This is a genomic window from Halobacillus campisalis (assembly GCF_030345335.1).
Lineage (GTDB): Bacteria > Bacillota > Bacilli > Bacillales > Halobacillaceae > Halobacillus_A > Halobacillus_A campisalis.
In genome coordinates, this window is sequence record NZ_JAPVRC010000015.1 from 1 (window position 1) to 15,160 (window position 15,160).

The window sequence follows — 15,160 nt, forward strand, 5'->3', positions numbered from 1 at the left end:
CGTACCACCTAATCATCGCAAAGAGCTCCGGGAAATTGCGAGACTCCTGTGGGAAAAGAGTGCTTGGTGAGACCCCGGAGAGCGTTAGCTCGAGGAGGCTCACTGCGCTCCCACGGAAAGCGAGTGAATTCCCGGAGCTCTAAACGCTGTCACTCATAACGGAAACAGCGCGAATATCTCGAATCTGAGTCTTCCACTAAAGGGAGCTTATGTGAAACACTGTAATTTAACAGAACATGAAATGGAAAAAGGGCTGTCCATCAAAGTCTTATTCTTAGACTTTGAGGACAGCCCTTCAATTTAATTTTCATATCCAGATTAACTCGCTTCCATTTCTTCAAGATAATCAAGAGCATCCTGGAAATTATCCACCGGAACAATTTCCATCTCAGTTCCTATATCTTCTGCAGCTTCCTTAGCGATCTCGTAATTCGATCCCTCAACTCCACCTTCGTTAGGAGCAAAAAACACGTCACTTCCCTCTCGATGAGCGGCTACTACCTTTTTATCAATTCCGCCTATCCTGCCAACTCTTCCATCGTAGTCTATTTCGCCTGTACCAGCAATTTGTTTACCTTTCGTTATATCCTCTTCCGTCAAACGGTCGTACATTTCCAGGGAGAACATTAACCCCGCACTCGGTCCTCCAATTTCTCCGCTTTTAATTTCAGCTTCAGGATTGACTTCAACCGAACGATCTGTAACTAATGAGATGCCGACGCCGACTCTATCTGGTTCATTCGGGAAAGGGGCGACTTCAATTTCTTTCTCTAGTGTTTCATCTTCTCTTTTTATCGAAAGGGTTACACTTTCGCCTTCCTCCAGATCTTCCACATAATCAACCAGTTCGGCAGATTCATTTATTTCCTGGTTATTGATACTAACTATTTGATCTCCAGGCTGCAATTCTTCTTCTGCAGGCATCCCCTCAAGCGTATTAACGACGAACACACCCTCATAATCAATAGTAATATCACGATCAGCTGTTTCATAGGCTACGACCTTGGCCGCTTCCTGTGAAGATTCCATAAGCTGAAGCTGTGCGTGGAAATATTCTTCTTGTGAAATACCTTCAGGTCTTACCTGTTCAATAGGAACGACTTCATAATAGGGTCGTATTTTAGCGATCACCCATTGAAGCGGGGTAGCTTGTCCACCTCTCACTGTAACCAAATGCATATCTCCCTCACTAGGAAATGAACCTTCGATTTCAACGAATGGCTCAAGAGCATCAGCTGTCCCTGGCTTATATATATAGAATGGCAAGCGATATGCACCGATAAAAGCTACAATCAGCACAGCTATAATACCGGTGATTATCATTCTTTTGTTGGACTTCATACTTATGTTGACTCCTTCCAATCCCTAATCTTATTCAGGATGCTGTCTATCTCATTCTCTGCTGCTTTTTCTCCTTCTTTTACAATCTCTTGAAGGTCTGTAAATGCTCGTGAGCTGAATTTCGTTACATCTGGTCGAATCATAATATCAGTGAAGGAAGAGCGCTCAGTCACTGAAGCCAATTCATCTTGCATAATATCGATGCTTTGTATAATGACGTCATATATCGAGTGAATCGTAGGCTCTGCATCTGTATGAGAACAGTCAACTGCGATGATAATGTCGGCACCCATGTCTTTCACCACAGAGACAGGGACACGATCGATCACCCCTCCATCAATGTATAGACGCCCGTCAATTTTTTCGGGTACGAAGATGCCAGGAATCGATATACTCGCCCTTACCGCATCACATGCAGGCCCTTTATGAAATATTTTCTTACCACCAGTTGTTAAATCAGTAGCTACAATAGACATAGGAATGGTGAAATCTTCTATAGTTTTCCCAAACGTAAATAAACGGATATACTCTTTAATTCTACGCCCCTGAACAAACCCCATTTTAGGAACGGTAAAATCAAGGTAGTATTTCCGTTTAAATGTAAAGGCTAACTTGTACAAGTCGTCGATTTTTTGCCCAGCTGCATACAAGGAGCCTACCAAAGCCCCCATACTGCTTCCCGCAATCATATGTACAGGAATCTGATTTTCATGCAGTACTTTCAGCACACCTAAATGAGCGAATCCACGTGCACCGCCTGACCCAAGAGCCAGTCCGATCTTAGGCTGTTTCAATCCGCATCTCCCCCTGGGTAACAATAAGTCAGTTGACCAGTTCGTAATTTCATGACCTTTTCCCTTTTATTTTATGGAATATGATCCGCACTTATGAGCGTACTAATAAGTAATCGTTACAAAATCTATCCCTATTTTACTATGGATGATTTTAGAAGTACAGAAATCGAGAAATCTTTGAGGTGATCGTACTGTCGTATTTCAAGACATTATTTTTTACAATTTCATCCCTTTATTTGACCATCTCTCTTATTCAAATGCCAGATGTAGCTTTTGAGGCCAGCACGCGCGGCTTGAACCTATGGTGGACAATCGTTTTCCCCTCCCTGCTCCCTTTCTTCATAATAGCCGAGCTGTTATTCGGTCTTGGTGTTGTCCATGGAGTAGGGATATTATCTGAGAAAATAATGAAACCTTTGTTTAATGTACCGGGAGCAGGCGGATTTGTCTGGGTGATGGGCATGGCCAGCGGTTATCCTGCTGGAGCTAAATGGACAGCAGAATTGCGTAAAAGAGGACAAGTCACCCAAATCGAAGCTGAACGATTAGTTGCCTTTACCAACGCTTCAAGCCCTTTGTTCATTTTAAGCGCTGTTGCTGTAGGTTTTTTCGGTGACCCGGCGTTAGGGGTGTTTTTAGCGGTGGCACATTACGGTGGAAGTTTAATCGTCGGTGTCTGTATGAGATTCTATGGGTTTTCCGACCAAGGTTCTAATGACCGTTCGTCAGATTTTTCATTTAAACAAGCATTTTTAGCGATCCATCTAGCTCGATTAGAAGATAAAAGACCCTTCGGCCAATTACTGGGCGATGCAGTAATTAAATCAGTACAAACCCTTCTTTTAGTGGGGGGATTTATCATATTATTCTCCGTCTTAACCGGTTTATTACAAGACGGTATTCTTTTTTCATCCGCCTCTAACATTCTGTCGCTAGTCCATGTTCCACCAGATCTTCAAACTCCAATATTGACGGGGATGCTCGAGATGACAAACGGTATTGGGGAAATTACTTCATCAAACGCCTCACTCGTCACGCAACTCTCGATTGTCAGCTTCATGTTAGGGTTTCACGGTTTCTCTATTCAGGCACAAATTGCAAGTATACTTGCCGATACTGATATTAGATTTACTCCTTACTTCATAGCTAGAATCATCCACGGTTGTTCAGCTGTCTTGATCATGCTTATGATTTTCAAATGGAGCAGCATGACCAGCCTTCAAGCTGTCAAAATATTTAATGAACCGTCAGTCTATAACTACTCCTACTTTGATTTCATGTTCGTTGTTGGCCCGATACTAACCCTAAGCGCTATAGTCCTGGCGTTGATATTAGAATTCAAAAAAATAAAGCAGACCTGAGAGGCTGCTTTATTTTTGATATTTCTTTTTTAAAGCTTCTTCGACAGGAGGAGGTACTAAATCGGAAATATTCGCTCGATATTTAGCCACCTCTTTGACAATACTTGAACTTAGAAAAGAATATTGGTTATTTGTCATCATAAAAAATGTTTCGATCTGCTGATTCAATTTTCTGTTCATTGATGTGATTTGCATTTCGTATTCAAAATCACTGACAGCACGCAAACCGCGAATAATAGCCTGAGCATTTTTTTCTTCTGCATAATCCATCAATAATCCATTACAAGAATCTACAGAAACGTTATCAAAATATTTAGTAACTTCCCTAAGCAGAGCCACTCTTTCATCTACATCGAATAAAGGAGCTTTACTTTGATTATTAAAAACGGCTACCGTCACGTGGTCAAAAACTTGAGCACCGCGCTGAATTATATCTAAGTGGCCGTAAGTCACTGGATCAAAACTTCCTGGACATATCGCTAATCTTGTCATTTATAGCTAACCTCCTACTGAAAAATGGACACGCCTATGTTACTCCCATATTTTTCTGATTTCATAAGTTTGAGATGCATGACTTTATCAGGTACTTCTTCTGAAGCATCATGTTCACAAACGATAATAACATTTTCAGCCAAGAGGTCGTATTGTACAAGCTTCTCTATTAACTCCTTATAAGAGAATTTTTTGTAAGGAGGGTCGAGAAATATGTAATTGAATTTCAAACCTCTTTTGCTTGCTGCCTTCATGGCCACATAAGCATCTGTTTTAAAGACTTCTGCTCTATCTTTCAAACGCAGCATTTCTAAATTCTGATGGATAACCTGTACGGCTTTCTGCTGCTGGTCAATAAAAATGCAATCGTTTACACCACGACTTAAAGCTTCTATCCCAAGACCACCGCTGCCGGCAAACAAGTCCAAAGCTGATCCTCCATCAAAAAAAGGTCCAATCATCTGGAACAAGGATTCTTTAGCTTTATCTGTTGTCGGTCTTGTCTTATGGTTTGGTACAGGCTTAAGCTGACGCCCTTTGTGCTCACCTGAAATCACTCTCATTGTGGGCCCCCTCTCTACATTCACAATAATCCTACCATAATTAAGCGCCCACTGGAAATTTTTAATTAAGAACAGAAAAATCAGTATAAAAAATTCCTTTTAGGTCATACTGTTAACAGAAGCAGCGACTTTTGCTTCTGGAAACGGTGAAGACTTATTTCCCCATAAGTTTTTCGACCGGTTTCTCCTCTCCCTTTGCTTTTTGCTTTTCTATTGAAAGCAGAAAGAAGGGCTGTCCCATTATGGACAGCCCTATTTTTTTATCCTTTTTTAAACCTCGTTTTTAACTTATCATTAAAATCAAGTGGTGCACAAACTATAAAAAATGGTAAAGTAACAAAAGATGAAAAACGGGAGGCTTATTATGAGACAAAAGTTCATTGAATTAGGGGAAGGTTACGCAGATATCTATGAATTGTTAGAATTAGGAGAACAAATGACCGAACGAATTGATTATGCTATTGCTTTTTATTGTGAAAAATCTAGTCAGGCTGTCTCTTCGCTGGCTTTCATTATGAAACCGACCTCGCAGCAAAAATTTCAACCTATTTATATATGCCGGGAAGGGATACCGAATCCCCACGAGAAACCAAACAAGCGCTTCGATTTATTTCAAGCCGTGGCTGAAAGTGCTGGGAAGACAGTGACTGAATTCACAGTAAAGCCTTCTACTATGTTTCCAGAAACTGAACTTTATTATAACTATTTAATAGGCATCTTAAGAACAAACCGTATCTTGTCCCCATTAAGTTAAAACAAAAGCGGCCGTTTTTTAACGGCCGCTTTTCTATATACCCATTTTATAATCGTATTGTTTCGCTTTATCAGGCTTTGCATTTTCGAAGTCTGTCCTAATGTCAGGCTTATGGGAAATAAGAACTTTAGAGACGAATGGAAGCCTTTCCAGTTTGTCCATTTTAAAATCGACTTCGTCCTGATTAACATAAATCAAAGCATACTTATGCTTTTTTGAAGCGTGAATCAAATGCCCTTGTTTCTTGATTTGTCTTATATTTTTCATATGTTGAAAATAAACAATCAGACCTTGTCTTTTTGTTCTCATGACGTTCCCTACTTTTTAAGAGTTTAGACTTAGTTTATCAGAGGATAAGTATTCCATCAATCATACTCATATAAATAAACTACGAGGCACAGCCGCAGCCTCCTCCGCTGCCACATCCGCATCCAGAATCAAATACCATTCCGTTACGAGGCACTTTGATTTGTTCGCTCACACTAAAGGCAACACTTTGACTGATTTCATCAAGTAACTTTTGCACTTCTCTTTCCGCTCTCTTATATTGAACGACTTTCTCATGCATATCCATTTCACGTTTCACACTGCGAACGCGCTTCATGATATCATTGTAATCTGGATGATAACGACCGAATCGTTGAACATCCTCGTACTGATCTTTTATATTTTTAAAATTACGGATTAAAGTTTGAGCTTCCTCATCAGTTTCCATATCTAATTTAGCCTGATGATACTGCGCCATGACTTCTGAATCCATAATCATCTGTCCGATGGTTTCTGAACGGTCTATAAGATCGACAATTTCCATTGTTGCTAACATGGTTTGCGTTCACCTCCACCTTTATCATAACAAAATCCAAGGCAGATTGAAATATACTTCCATCTGCCTCTTTTTTTTAATAGTAAGGGTATTCAACTGGGGGTCTTCTCTCTTGTTTATCTTGCTGAACATTTGAAATGATCTGCTGAATCTGTCCGATGGCGCCATTAAGATCATCAATGTGCTTTGAAACATCTTCCCAGTCAATCTCTTGAAGTAAAACACCGAACTGCTTCATCCACTCTTTTTTGGACATTTTCCCTTCATTTTTCACGTCGGGCAGTGTATCCCAAAAAGGATCATCTTCCCCGAGGATCATCCACTTTTCATAATAACTTTGAATCAGCCCGTGATTTTTTCTTAGATGATCTTTAATATGTGGATGCTGCTTAACGAATGCCTTGAATTTCTGAACACTCGGATGTAAATTGTGTCCACTCATGATTCTCACACCTCACTACTCTTATCTACAATACAGCCTATGCATTTTTTTTCAGTTCGTTCATCACTTGTTAATACAAAAGCTAAGTTTAACGTCATTGTTGATCTTTCATGAAAAGTTATTCAACGGTATGGCAGGATCGTTGAAGACTTGGGTTTCGAGTTTACAGGGCAAAATAAAAAACGGCCTCCCATAAGGAGACCGTTTTTTAGCTTAGTGAAGTTCAGGACGTTCTGAAATTTCTTGCAGTGCAACTCCAGCTGCCTGATCCGATTTTTCTTCTGTCGAAAGATCACCTAGTGAAATTATACCAGTAAGTTTGCCATTTTCCACGACAGGCAGACGGCGCACCTGGTGTTCAGCCATCATTTGGCTGGCTTCTTCCAGGCTAGCTTCTGGGCTGATATTATAAACTTTGTCACTCATCACTTGTTGAACAGGTGTTGAGTCAGGGCTGTGACCTGCATAACCGCGAACGGCTAAGTCACGATCTGTAACCATCCCCATTATTTGACCATTGCCGTCACAGATAGGGATAGCCCCTACACCCTGCTGTTTCATCATATTAGCTGCGTCATATAAGCTGCTGTTCGTCTGACACACCGATAAATCAGTGCTCATGATGTCTCTAACCTTTTTCATGAAAAAATCCTCCTCATTTATTCAAATTTCACTGGTTAGTATCCCCGAATCAGAACGATTAAATCATGCAAACACCATTAATTTATAGTATAATTAAATGGCGCGATACGAGGAATTCAAAAATTGCTACTTCCTCTGTTTCATATTAGAATGAATGCATATACATAAAATTTGCGAGGTGACAGGAATGAAACTTGAAGGTACTGGGATCGAGGGACTAGTCTGTGATTTAAAACCTTTGACCCACATTATGGAAAGCAATGGATTTATTTTAGGCGGTTCTTGGGACTACGAACGAGTGACTTATGATTATAAGGTAGACTCTCCAGAAAAAAACGTCACGTACTACATTCGAATTCAAGGTTATGCTATAGAAGGGGACGTAGACCGTGGGAACGCTGTCATTCAATTAGTTACCCCTTTGCTAGGAAAACATTATTATCCACACGGTGTTGAGTATGGCGAACAAGAGGAATTCACCTCAAGTTTAATCGAAAGAGCGAATAAAGCCGTTCAAAACCTACAAGAAGCTGTAGTTCAGCATCAAAAATCATAGTCATCAGCATACAGAATAAGTCGCACACCTTGTTTGGTGAGCGGCTTTTTTAGAGTATTGTCAACGAATTAATATAGAGGGGGATTTACAAAATTGTTCCGCTACCTTAGTAAACGTCAGTGGATACTGATTTTCTTAGCTCTTTTATTCATCATAGCGGGTTATTTTATACTTCCCGTATCTGTTCCACTAATCATCGCCTTTGTTACTGCATTATTCTTAAACCCAGCAGTACGCTGGATGCAGTTTAAATTCAGACTTAATCGAAAAATGGCTGCAACGATTGCATTTTTATTATTTTTAGTGATGATATCTATGCTCGGCGCCTATACGGTTACACGTGCAGTGACCCAAATAGTTGAATTAGCAGACAATACACCGATGTACATCAACCAGATCAACAACGTCCTGCTAAATTGGCAAAATGATATGAACAGCTTTACACAGAATATGCCCCAGGAGTTCGTCGATAAAGTATCCATAGAACTTATGAATACGATCGACTCGACAACACAAACGCTGAGCCAGAAGCTACAGCTCAGCAACATAGCTGCTTTTGCGGCAAAAATTCCAGAATACTTAGTGAGCTTCCTTGTTTATTTAATTGCATTATTTCTATTTATGCTGGAACTGCCGCGTCTTAAAGATAAAATGCATAGTAATTTCACGGAAGCCACTTCAGAAAAAGTAAAATTTATGAATGCACGTCTTTCTTATGTTGTTTTCGGCTTTTTAAAGGCACAGTTTTTAGTAAGCATCATTATATTCTTCGTCTGCGTCATCGGATTATTATTTATATCGCCTGAAGTAGCTATTGTCATGTCTCTGATCGTATGGATCGTTGATTTCATCCCTATCATCGGATCTATCGTGATTTTAGGGCCATGGGCACTTTATATGTTCATTACAGGAGATTTTACTATGGGGGGACAATTAGCCGTGCTGGCTATTGTTTTACTGGCTATCCGCAGAACAGTTGAACCGAAAGTAATGGGAAGACATATAGGATTGTCTCCTCTTGCCACGCTCATTGCTATGTATATCGGCCTTAAGCTTATAGGAATTTTAGGTTTTATATTGGGGCCTCTACTTGTCATCGCGTTCAATTCAGCTAAAGAAGCAGGGATCATTAAATTGAACTTCAAATTATAAAATAAACCGAAGAAAAACCTTTCTCCATACTCAGAATGGAGAAAGGTTTTTTACATTTCTTGATTAAACTCTGATTTTTTATTGTTTCTCTTTTGTTTCTTCTTCTCAAAAGTGAACATATCTCGATTCACTAAAGTTTGGGAAAAGCCATTATTAATCAAAACCTTTTGAGAGGGAACATTCCGCTTACCGCATTGAGCCTCGATGCTACATACTTTATCGTGTGAGAATCCCCATTCACACATCGCTCTAACAGCTTCTGTAGCGTAGCCCTTGTTTCGCTCATTTTCTACTACATGATACCCCACTTCGATCACCCCTTCTTCATCTGGGGGACCCTTAAAGCCTATATCTCCTATCACTAGTTCTTGATCAACATCAATCATAATCCACGGCCCGAAACCCAGCATTTGAGAATCTTTTTCTAAAGCTTCTGCATAAAAAGGCAGCATCGCCTTCAAACCATCGTGCGGCCAGCTTTTATTCCAGGGAAGCCGGTATTTGTAATAAAATCCCAGAGGATTCTTCATTATCGTTTGAGCCAACTCTACTGTTATCGGGACGAATTTAATTCGAGCGGATGAGAATTCCATCTACTTTCTTACTCCCTTTCCTTTATGTAATATATTAGTCATAGTCACCTGTATACCTGTTTCCTATACTTATTAAACAAAATCATAAAAAAAACAGCCAGATGATTCTGACTGTCTCTAGAAGCCGAAAATAGCTTTAAGCATACTCGTTGTTGTTCCCCCATCATAAATAATGTATAGCAATAAATAAACCATGACGCCTGTAATAGCTGTACAGAACCAAATGACACTAGTGACAGGGCCGATTTTTCTATGTTTAGGGAGCTTCCTTTTTAAAGCCAAATTCAATGTGACTAATCCGAACACTCCGCCCGTGGTAGCCAAAATGATGTGAAAGATTAAAAAGATCGTATAGTAAGTTTTTATTTGGTCGGGACCTCCGAAGCTTGTGTTCCCGACAAAAATTGTACGACTTACGTATATGATAAAAAAAGTAAGAGCGCTGATTGAAGCAGCTACCATAGTTCGTTTGTGGGCTTTTCTTTTATCTTTAGCTATAAACACCCAACCGAAAGCTACGAGAATTGCGCTTACTACTATAAAAAATGTACTTAATGTCGGCAATAAAGGCATAGATGTTTTCTCCTCTTTAAAAGCTTACAGAATAAGGAGCCGAAATATCGTTAATAAATGAATTATTTCCGTCCTATGATTCTGTTTGAATGTTTGCAGGAAGTGGATCGATCGTGTCTCTTTCTCGATTGAACCATGTAAAGAATATCCTGGCGATCATTACACCGAAGATAATCTCCTGTGTAATTTTCATTATAATTCCACCAAGCTGCTGGTCTTCTACTAAAGGCATAGGAGTAAAATATTCTGGACCACTAAGTGAGCTGGAAATACCATTCAATACATCTGCAGGAACGCATAAACTCATCGCCTGCATCCAGGCGCCAGATTGCGTATACGTTTCATATAAAGGAGTACCAGCAAAAATGATCAAACCGCATGCAGGTGTAATTAATATCCCATTAGCAAAAATAAAACCTATCTTTAATATCGGACTTAAGCGATCCATTTCCTTCAATGGTGTGAAAACGGACCACCACATAAAGAATGCCGTAAGTAAAATAAGTGTTGTAATTATGGTATGGGCGGCTTCATTAGACTTTGCGTAATCAAATAAAACAGGCATGTGATAAATGGAGAACGCTCCATTAAATACAATCAAAGCTAATAAAGGTTTGGTAACGATACGCAGGATGCTGCTCAGAATAGGCACGCTAAATACTTTTCTCCAAATCCATACAGGGATACCTTTAATGATCAATATAGGGAAAAGTAAATAGTATAACGCCATTTGCGTCATGTGAGCTGTAAACATGATATGGGACAATAAATCTACAGGCGACCCTTTGATAATATACAGTAAAAAAAGTCCAGAATAAAACATCAGTTGCTGACTAATGGTAGGACGTTCTTCTCCCTTTTTACGTTTAGGCCCAGTGACATAAAAATAAATAGCAGCTAAAGCTATAATGAATACTAAATAATAAGGACTCCATAATGCACGAAATCCAAAAATTTGAAGTTCTAACCACATTTGTAGCTCACCCCAGTTTCCTATACTTGTTCTACTCTATTCTAACGAATATCAGGATAAAAAACGAGCCTTGCTTAAGACATTTTTTATTGTTCATAAATTGGACATAAAGTGCGGCCTTCCATAAATGCAAACAAAAAAGACCGGAAATTCCGGTCTTTTTGCTCTCTACCACCAAATGATCGTAGTGAATGCGATTATCGTTAATATCGCTACAGCTAACCCACCATACATCATAACGGCAACCATGTCATGTCCCTTATTTTTCATATGCATGAAATAATAAAGCTGGAAAAGAACTTGAACTACTGCAAGCAGCAGCAAAGTTGGAACTAAAAATACAGAGCCAATATCTAGTAAAACCATCCCGAAAGCAATGAATGTGAAAAGAATCATTAAAGCGAAGCTAATGACTTGCTGCTTCATTTCTTCTTTATGCTGCTTTCGTTCAAATTCGACTTTCTGCTGTGGTGTTTGTGATTGATTGTCCACTATTTAGCCCACCTTTCCCATCAAGTAAACGACAGTAAAGATAAATACCCATACAACATCAATAAAGTGCCAGTAGAGACTTGCAATATAAAACTTCGGCGCATTATATAGGTTCAAGCCCCGTTTAGAGTTACGAATCATTAAAGTTACAATCCAGCATAATCCGAACAATACGTGCCCGCCATGAAAACCAACCAAGGTATAAAAGGCAGAACCAAATGCTGAAGATCTGAATGTAAATTCGTACTCATGTATATAATGCACAAACTCATAAATTTCAAATCCTAAGAAGGCTAACCCTAATGCTACGGTTATACCTAACCAAAGCTGCATCTTTTTGAAATCATGGTTTTTCATGTGATACATCGCATAAACACTAGTGAGTGAACTAGTTAATAGCAGCATCGTCATAATGAATACTAACTCTAACCCAAATAGGTTTTCTGGCGTATTCTCACCAGCTGTGGAGCGGTTCAAAGCCAGATAAGTACCGAATAAACTGGCGAAAAGTACTGTTTCTCCTCCCAGGAAAAACCAGAAGGCTAAAAATTTATTTTTACCCTCGAGGGTGGCTTTCTCGGGATCATGTGGCATTTGCTTAGGATTGAGTACGTCATCATGACTCATTATTCACCAGCCCCCTTTTCAAGATCTTTTTCAAGCTCTTCTTTATGAATGTGATGCCCAAGATCATCTTTCAATGATCGGGTCAGCATAGAACCTAGCGTAAGACCCATACCAAGGAATACGAGGATTAACCAAGCTTTATTATCTACCTGGTAGATAAATCCAAAACCTGCTATAAATAACCCCAGGGAAATTAGAAACGGTAATATCGATGCGTTAGGCATGTGTATATCACCTAATGGCTCGGCAGGTGTCATACCTTTCTTGCCTTCACTCTTCTCAACCCAAAGCGGATCAAGACCGCGTACAAGTGGAGTTTGAGTGAAGTTATAGTGAGGCGGTGGAGATGGAATAGACCATTCCAAAGTGCGACCATCCCAAGGATCTCCGCTTACTTTTTTAGCTTTAACACTTGTATAGACAACATTCACTAGGAAAATTACAGTTCCGATAGCCATTAAGAAAGCACCGATCGTACTGATCAAGTTTCCTGCTTCAAGCCCCTGACCTTCTAAAAATACCCAATAACGTCGTGGCATTCCCATAAGACCAAGAAAGTGTTGTATAAAGAATGTCAGGTGAAAACCGATAAAGAATGGCCAGAAGGCTAACTTTCCTAGCTTTTCATTCAATATTTTTCCAAACATTTTCGGCCACCAGTAGTGAAGAGCTGCAAACAGACCGAATACTACCCCGCCTACAATAACATAGTGGAAGTGCCCGACTACAAAGTAAGTATCGTGATACTGGTAATCTGCTGCAGCTGCAGCTAACATAACACCTGTCATACCACCAATAGTAAAGGATGGGATAAAAGCGACAGACCAGAGCATAGCTGCTGTCATTCTAATGTTTCCTCCCCACATGGTGAACATCCAGTTGAATATTTTAATTCCTGTAGGAACCGCGATAGCCATAGTAGCTACGGCGAAAATCGAGTTAGCGATTGGCCCCATACCTACCGTAAACATATGGTGAGCCCATACCATGAACCCAAGAAAACCAATCAATACAGTTGCAAAAACCATTGCGGAGTACCCGAATAGTCTCTTCTTAGAAAAAGTTGAGAATATATCGCTGAAAGCCCCAAATAAAGGCAGAATGAGAATATATACTTCGGGGTGACCGAATATCCAGAATAGGTGTTCCCAAATAATAGCGTTTCCACCAGCGGCCGTGTCAAAAAATACCGATCCGAACATACGGTCGAACATCATTAAGAATAGTCCAACTGTAAGAGCCGGGAACGCAAATAAAATTAAAGCACTAGTTACGAAAACAGCCCACGTAAATAGCGGCATACGCATATAAGTCATACCAGGAGCGCGCATGTTCACGATCGTAACAAGGAAGTTAATCCCTCCGATTAATGTACCGGCACCTGATATCTGAAGGCCCATAACATAATAATCGACACCGTGACCTGGTGAAACGGTAGATAAAGGCGCGTAGTTCGTCCATCCTGCATCAGGAGCTCCTCCTGTGAACCAGGAAACATTTAAAATAACGCCGCCGAATAAAAACAACCAGAATCCAAGTGAATTCAAAAATGGAAAAGCTACATCCCGTGCTCCAATTTGTAATGGAACCACGGCATTCATCAAAGCAAATATAAGTGGCATGGCAGCCAGGAATATCATCGTTGTACCATGCATGGTAATCATTTCATTGTACAGACCAGCAGAGATGAAATCATTATCTGGTTTCATTAGCTGTATACGGATTAACATCGCTTCAAGCCCGCCGATTAGGAAGAAGAAACCACCAGCGACCAAATAAAGATGGGCAATCTTTTTATGGTCAACAGTTGTTAAGTAATCCCAAATCATAGCGCCGAGTCCACGATTCTGTGCAAGTGCAGTACTCACGCTTTAACCTCCCTTTAAAACCTCAACATTTATTTATTCTTCTTCAACTTCTGCCTCTGAAGCACTAGCACCTACATCTGAATGGTCCAGTTCCATTAGGTAGTCAGCAATTTGACTCGCCTCATCTTCAGAAACAAGATTTGCAGGCATTTGGTTTCCTGGTTTGAATTGCTCAGGATTTACGATCCAATCAACTAAATTTTCTTTTGATGGTTCAATGACTCCTGCAATCTTTGTACGATTAGCAAAGTTAGTCATATTAGGACCTTGTCCTGCTGCCCCGTCTCCGATAGCATGACAGCCCATGCAATTATTTTCGTAAAGATCTTGACCTTCTTGGGCTTCAGCAGTTGCTTCAGGGTCGACATTCTGCATGTCTTCTTTCCACTGGTCATATTCTTCAGGGCTTACTGCGATGACGCGAAAGTCCATGAGCGAGTGTGATGGACCGCATAGTTCTGCGCAATGTCCCCAGTAGACTCCTTCTTCATAAGCTTCTAAGTACATCGTATTGTCATTGTCCCCAGGGTTGGTATCCATTTTACCAGCAATGGATGGAACCCAGAATGAGTGAATGACATCGCTTGATTTCATATCTAAGTATACTCTTTCACCAGTAGGAATATATAAATCCTGACTAGTAGAAATCTCGTCATCCGGGTAACCGAAATGCCACCAATATTGATTCCCGGTAACTTCAATCGTAGTTACACCTTCGTCACCTTTTGTAGATTCGTCAGCTAAATCAAATGTAGCTTGAACTGTTGGTACAGCTAATACAAGCAGCAATATAATAGGTATAACTGTCCAAATCACTTCCAAAGCCTTGTTACCTTCAGTTTGTTTAGGTATGAAATCTTCCTGGCCTTTCCTCTGACGATAACGAATAAGTACAAACGTATAGATGGCCATAACGATAATAAATACAAATAGCATTATCGCAATACTGATCATCATAAGATCAAACAATAAATCCGAGCCGTATCCTTTTGGCTTTAGAGCACTAAGATTATCAACACCACAGCCTGTTAATAGAAGGGTAAGTGCACTAAAAATGAAGAATGCCCGAAGCTTTCCCATCCAACCTCTCATTGAGTAATACCTCTCTTTCTTT

General features: G+C 40.0%; 19 protein-coding genes. 4 read left to right on the forward strand and 15 right to left on the reverse strand.

Translation table 11 applies throughout. The features are described 5' to 3' along the window. Window positions 1-318: 318 nt before the first annotated feature. Together O2Q26_RS18365 and O2Q26_RS18370 are read right to left on the reverse strand one after the other, a co-directional pair. The gene (locus O2Q26_RS18365; RefSeq protein ID WP_289217226.1) at window positions 319-1,341 is read right to left on the reverse strand and encodes a SepM family pheromone-processing serine protease; all 1,023 of its coding nucleotides are present in this window, start codon (window positions 1,339-1,341) and stop codon (window positions 319-321) included. A gap of 2 nt (window positions 1,342-1,343) precedes the next feature. Then, on the reverse strand, window positions 1,344-2,135 hold the full coding sequence (locus tag O2Q26_RS18370; RefSeq protein WP_289217227.1) for a patatin-like phospholipase family protein: 792 nt from the start codon (window positions 2,133-2,135) through the stop codon (window positions 1,344-1,346). 182 nt (window positions 2,136-2,317) lie between these two features. Between O2Q26_RS18370 and ylbJ the strand changes: the two genes are divergently transcribed. After that, window positions 2,318-3,496 carry a sporulation integral membrane protein YlbJ gene (ylbJ, locus tag O2Q26_RS18375; RefSeq protein WP_289217228.1) on the forward strand — a complete coding sequence of 393 codons (1,179 nt, stop codon included), beginning with the start codon at window positions 2,318-2,320 and terminating at the stop codon, window positions 3,494-3,496. A 9-nt stretch (window positions 3,497-3,505) separates the two neighbouring features. On the opposite strand, the gene coaD is transcribed toward ylbJ, so the two are convergent. Together coaD and rsmD are read right to left on the reverse strand one after the other, a co-directional pair. Next, a complete protein-coding gene (coaD, locus tag O2Q26_RS18380; protein ID WP_253935069.1) occupies window positions 3,506-3,988 on the reverse strand; it encodes a pantetheine-phosphate adenylyltransferase in 483 nt (160 codons plus the stop codon). Window positions 3,989-4,002: 14 nt separating this feature from the next. After that, window positions 4,003-4,551, reverse strand: coding sequence for a 16S rRNA (guanine(966)-N(2))-methyltransferase RsmD (gene rsmD / locus O2Q26_RS18385; protein WP_289217229.1), 549 nt, complete (start codon window positions 4,549-4,551; stop codon window positions 4,003-4,005). A gap of 364 nt (window positions 4,552-4,915) precedes the next feature. Between rsmD and O2Q26_RS18390 the strand changes: the two genes are divergently transcribed. Beyond that, window positions 4,916-5,305: a DUF7147 family protein gene (locus tag O2Q26_RS18390; RefSeq protein ID WP_289217230.1), complete on the forward strand. Its 390-nt coding sequence runs from the start codon at window positions 4,916-4,918 to the stop codon at window positions 5,303-5,305. A gap of 33 nt (window positions 5,306-5,338) precedes the next feature. Here the strand turns inward: O2Q26_RS18390 and O2Q26_RS18395 are convergent, their stop codons facing one another. The 4 genes from O2Q26_RS18395 to O2Q26_RS18410 form a co-directional block, all read right to left on the reverse strand. After that, window positions 5,339-5,614, reverse strand: a complete 276-nt coding sequence (locus tag O2Q26_RS18395; protein WP_253935066.1) for a YlbG family protein — start codon at window positions 5,612-5,614, stop codon at window positions 5,339-5,341. Between the two features lie 79 nt (window positions 5,615-5,693). Further along, window positions 5,694-6,128, reverse strand: a complete 435-nt coding sequence (locus O2Q26_RS18400; protein WP_253935065.1) for a YlbF/YmcA family competence regulator — start codon at window positions 6,126-6,128, stop codon at window positions 5,694-5,696. Window positions 6,129-6,204: 76 nt separating this feature from the next. Beyond that, window positions 6,205-6,570 (reverse strand): spore coat protein YlbD, encoded by a 366-nt coding sequence (gene ylbD / locus O2Q26_RS18405; RefSeq protein WP_289217231.1) that lies wholly within the window; start codon window positions 6,568-6,570, stop codon window positions 6,205-6,207. 213 nt (window positions 6,571-6,783) lie between these two features. Beyond that, complete coding sequence (locus tag O2Q26_RS18410) at window positions 6,784-7,212, reverse strand: CBS domain-containing protein (RefSeq protein WP_289217232.1); 429 nt, start codon at window positions 7,210-7,212, stop codon at window positions 6,784-6,786. 187 nt (window positions 7,213-7,399) lie between these two features. On the opposite strand from O2Q26_RS18410, the gene O2Q26_RS18415 reads away from it, so the two are divergent. Both O2Q26_RS18415 and ytvI read left to right on the forward strand, forming a co-directional pair. Beyond that, window positions 7,400-7,768, forward strand: a complete 369-nt coding sequence (locus O2Q26_RS18415; protein WP_289217233.1) for a YugN family protein — start codon at window positions 7,400-7,402, stop codon at window positions 7,766-7,768. 93 nt (window positions 7,769-7,861) lie between these two features. Then, a complete protein-coding gene (gene ytvI, locus O2Q26_RS18420; protein WP_289217234.1) occupies window positions 7,862-8,920 on the forward strand; it encodes a sporulation integral membrane protein YtvI in 1,059 nt (352 codons plus the stop codon). Between the two features lie 50 nt (window positions 8,921-8,970). On the opposite strand, the gene O2Q26_RS18425 is transcribed toward ytvI, so the two are convergent. The 7 genes from O2Q26_RS18425 to coxB all read right to left on the reverse strand — a co-directional run bounded on the left by O2Q26_RS18425 (window position 8,971) and on the right by coxB (window position 15,138). Beyond that, window positions 8,971-9,513: a GNAT family N-acetyltransferase gene (locus O2Q26_RS18425; protein ID WP_289217235.1), complete on the reverse strand. Its 543-nt coding sequence runs from the start codon at window positions 9,511-9,513 to the stop codon at window positions 8,971-8,973. Between the two features lie 117 nt (window positions 9,514-9,630). Further along, entirely contained in the window at window positions 9,631-10,086 is a 456-nt protein-coding gene (locus O2Q26_RS18430; RefSeq protein WP_253935059.1) for a DUF420 domain-containing protein, read from the reverse strand. A gap of 73 nt (window positions 10,087-10,159) precedes the next feature. Beyond that, a complete protein-coding gene (gene ctaG, locus O2Q26_RS18435) occupies window positions 10,160-11,059 on the reverse strand; it encodes a cytochrome c oxidase assembly factor CtaG (RefSeq protein ID WP_289217236.1) in 900 nt (299 codons plus the stop codon). Between the two features lie 168 nt (window positions 11,060-11,227). Further along, entirely contained in the window at window positions 11,228-11,554 is a 327-nt protein-coding gene (gene ctaF / locus O2Q26_RS18440; protein WP_289217262.1) for a cytochrome c oxidase subunit IVB, read from the reverse strand. Then, window positions 11,555-12,178, reverse strand: coding sequence for a cytochrome (ubi)quinol oxidase subunit III (locus O2Q26_RS18445; protein ID WP_253935056.1), 624 nt, complete (start codon window positions 12,176-12,178; stop codon window positions 11,555-11,557). After that, window positions 12,178-14,046, reverse strand: a complete 1,869-nt coding sequence (gene ctaD / locus O2Q26_RS18450; protein WP_289217237.1) for a cytochrome c oxidase subunit I — start codon at window positions 14,044-14,046, stop codon at window positions 12,178-12,180. The genes O2Q26_RS18445 and ctaD overlap by 1 nt, the downstream gene beginning before the upstream one ends. Window positions 14,047-14,079: 33 nt before the next feature. After that, the gene (coxB, locus tag O2Q26_RS18455) at window positions 14,080-15,138 is read right to left on the reverse strand and encodes a cytochrome c oxidase subunit II (protein ID WP_289217238.1); all 1,059 of its coding nucleotides are present in this window, start codon (window positions 15,136-15,138) and stop codon (window positions 14,080-14,082) included. Between the last annotated feature and the right edge of the window lie 22 nt (window positions 15,139-15,160).

Coding starts and splice junctions, on each gene's coding strand:
- rsmD (WP_289217229.1), bottom strand. CDS start 4,551: ATGAGAGTGATTTCAGGTGAGCACAAAGGGCGTCAGCTTAAGCCTGTA.
- O2Q26_RS18390 (WP_289217230.1), top strand. CDS start 4,916: ATGAGACAAAAGTTCATTGAATTAGGGGAAGGTTACGCAGATATCTAT.
- coxB (WP_289217238.1), bottom strand. CDS start 15,138: ATGAGAGGTTGGATGGGAAAGCTTCGGGCATTCTTCATTTTTAGTGCA.
- O2Q26_RS18430 (WP_253935059.1), bottom strand. CDS start 10,086: ATGCCTTTATTGCCGACATTAAGTACATTTTTTATAGTAGTAAGCGCA.
- coaD (WP_253935069.1), bottom strand. CDS start 3,988: ATGACAAGATTAGCGATATGTCCAGGAAGTTTTGATCCAGTGACTTAC.
- O2Q26_RS18400 (WP_253935065.1), bottom strand. CDS start 6,128: ATGTTAGCAACAATGGAAATTGTCGATCTTATAGACCGTTCAGAAACC.
- ylbD (WP_289217231.1), bottom strand. CDS start 6,570: ATGAGTGGACACAATTTACATCCGAGTGTTCAGAAATTCAAGGCATTC.
- O2Q26_RS18425 (WP_289217235.1), bottom strand. CDS start 9,513: ATGGAATTCTCATCCGCTCGAATTAAATTCGTCCCGATAACAGTAGAG.
- O2Q26_RS18445 (WP_253935056.1), bottom strand. CDS start 12,178: ATGAGTCATGATGACGTACTCAATCCTAAGCAAATGCCACATGATCCC.
- O2Q26_RS18365 (WP_289217226.1), bottom strand. CDS start 1,341: ATGAAGTCCAACAAAAGAATGATAATCACCGGTATTATAGCTGTGCTG.
- O2Q26_RS18410 (WP_289217232.1), bottom strand. CDS start 7,212: ATGAAAAAGGTTAGAGACATCATGAGCACTGATTTATCGGTGTGTCAG.
- O2Q26_RS18395 (WP_253935066.1), bottom strand. CDS start 5,614: ATGAGAACAAAAAGACAAGGTCTGATTGTTTATTTTCAACATATGAAA.
- O2Q26_RS18415 (WP_289217233.1), top strand. CDS start 7,400: ATGAAACTTGAAGGTACTGGGATCGAGGGACTAGTCTGTGATTTAAAA.
- ctaG (WP_289217236.1), bottom strand. CDS start 11,059: ATGTGGTTAGAACTTCAAATTTTTGGATTTCGTGCATTATGGAGTCCT.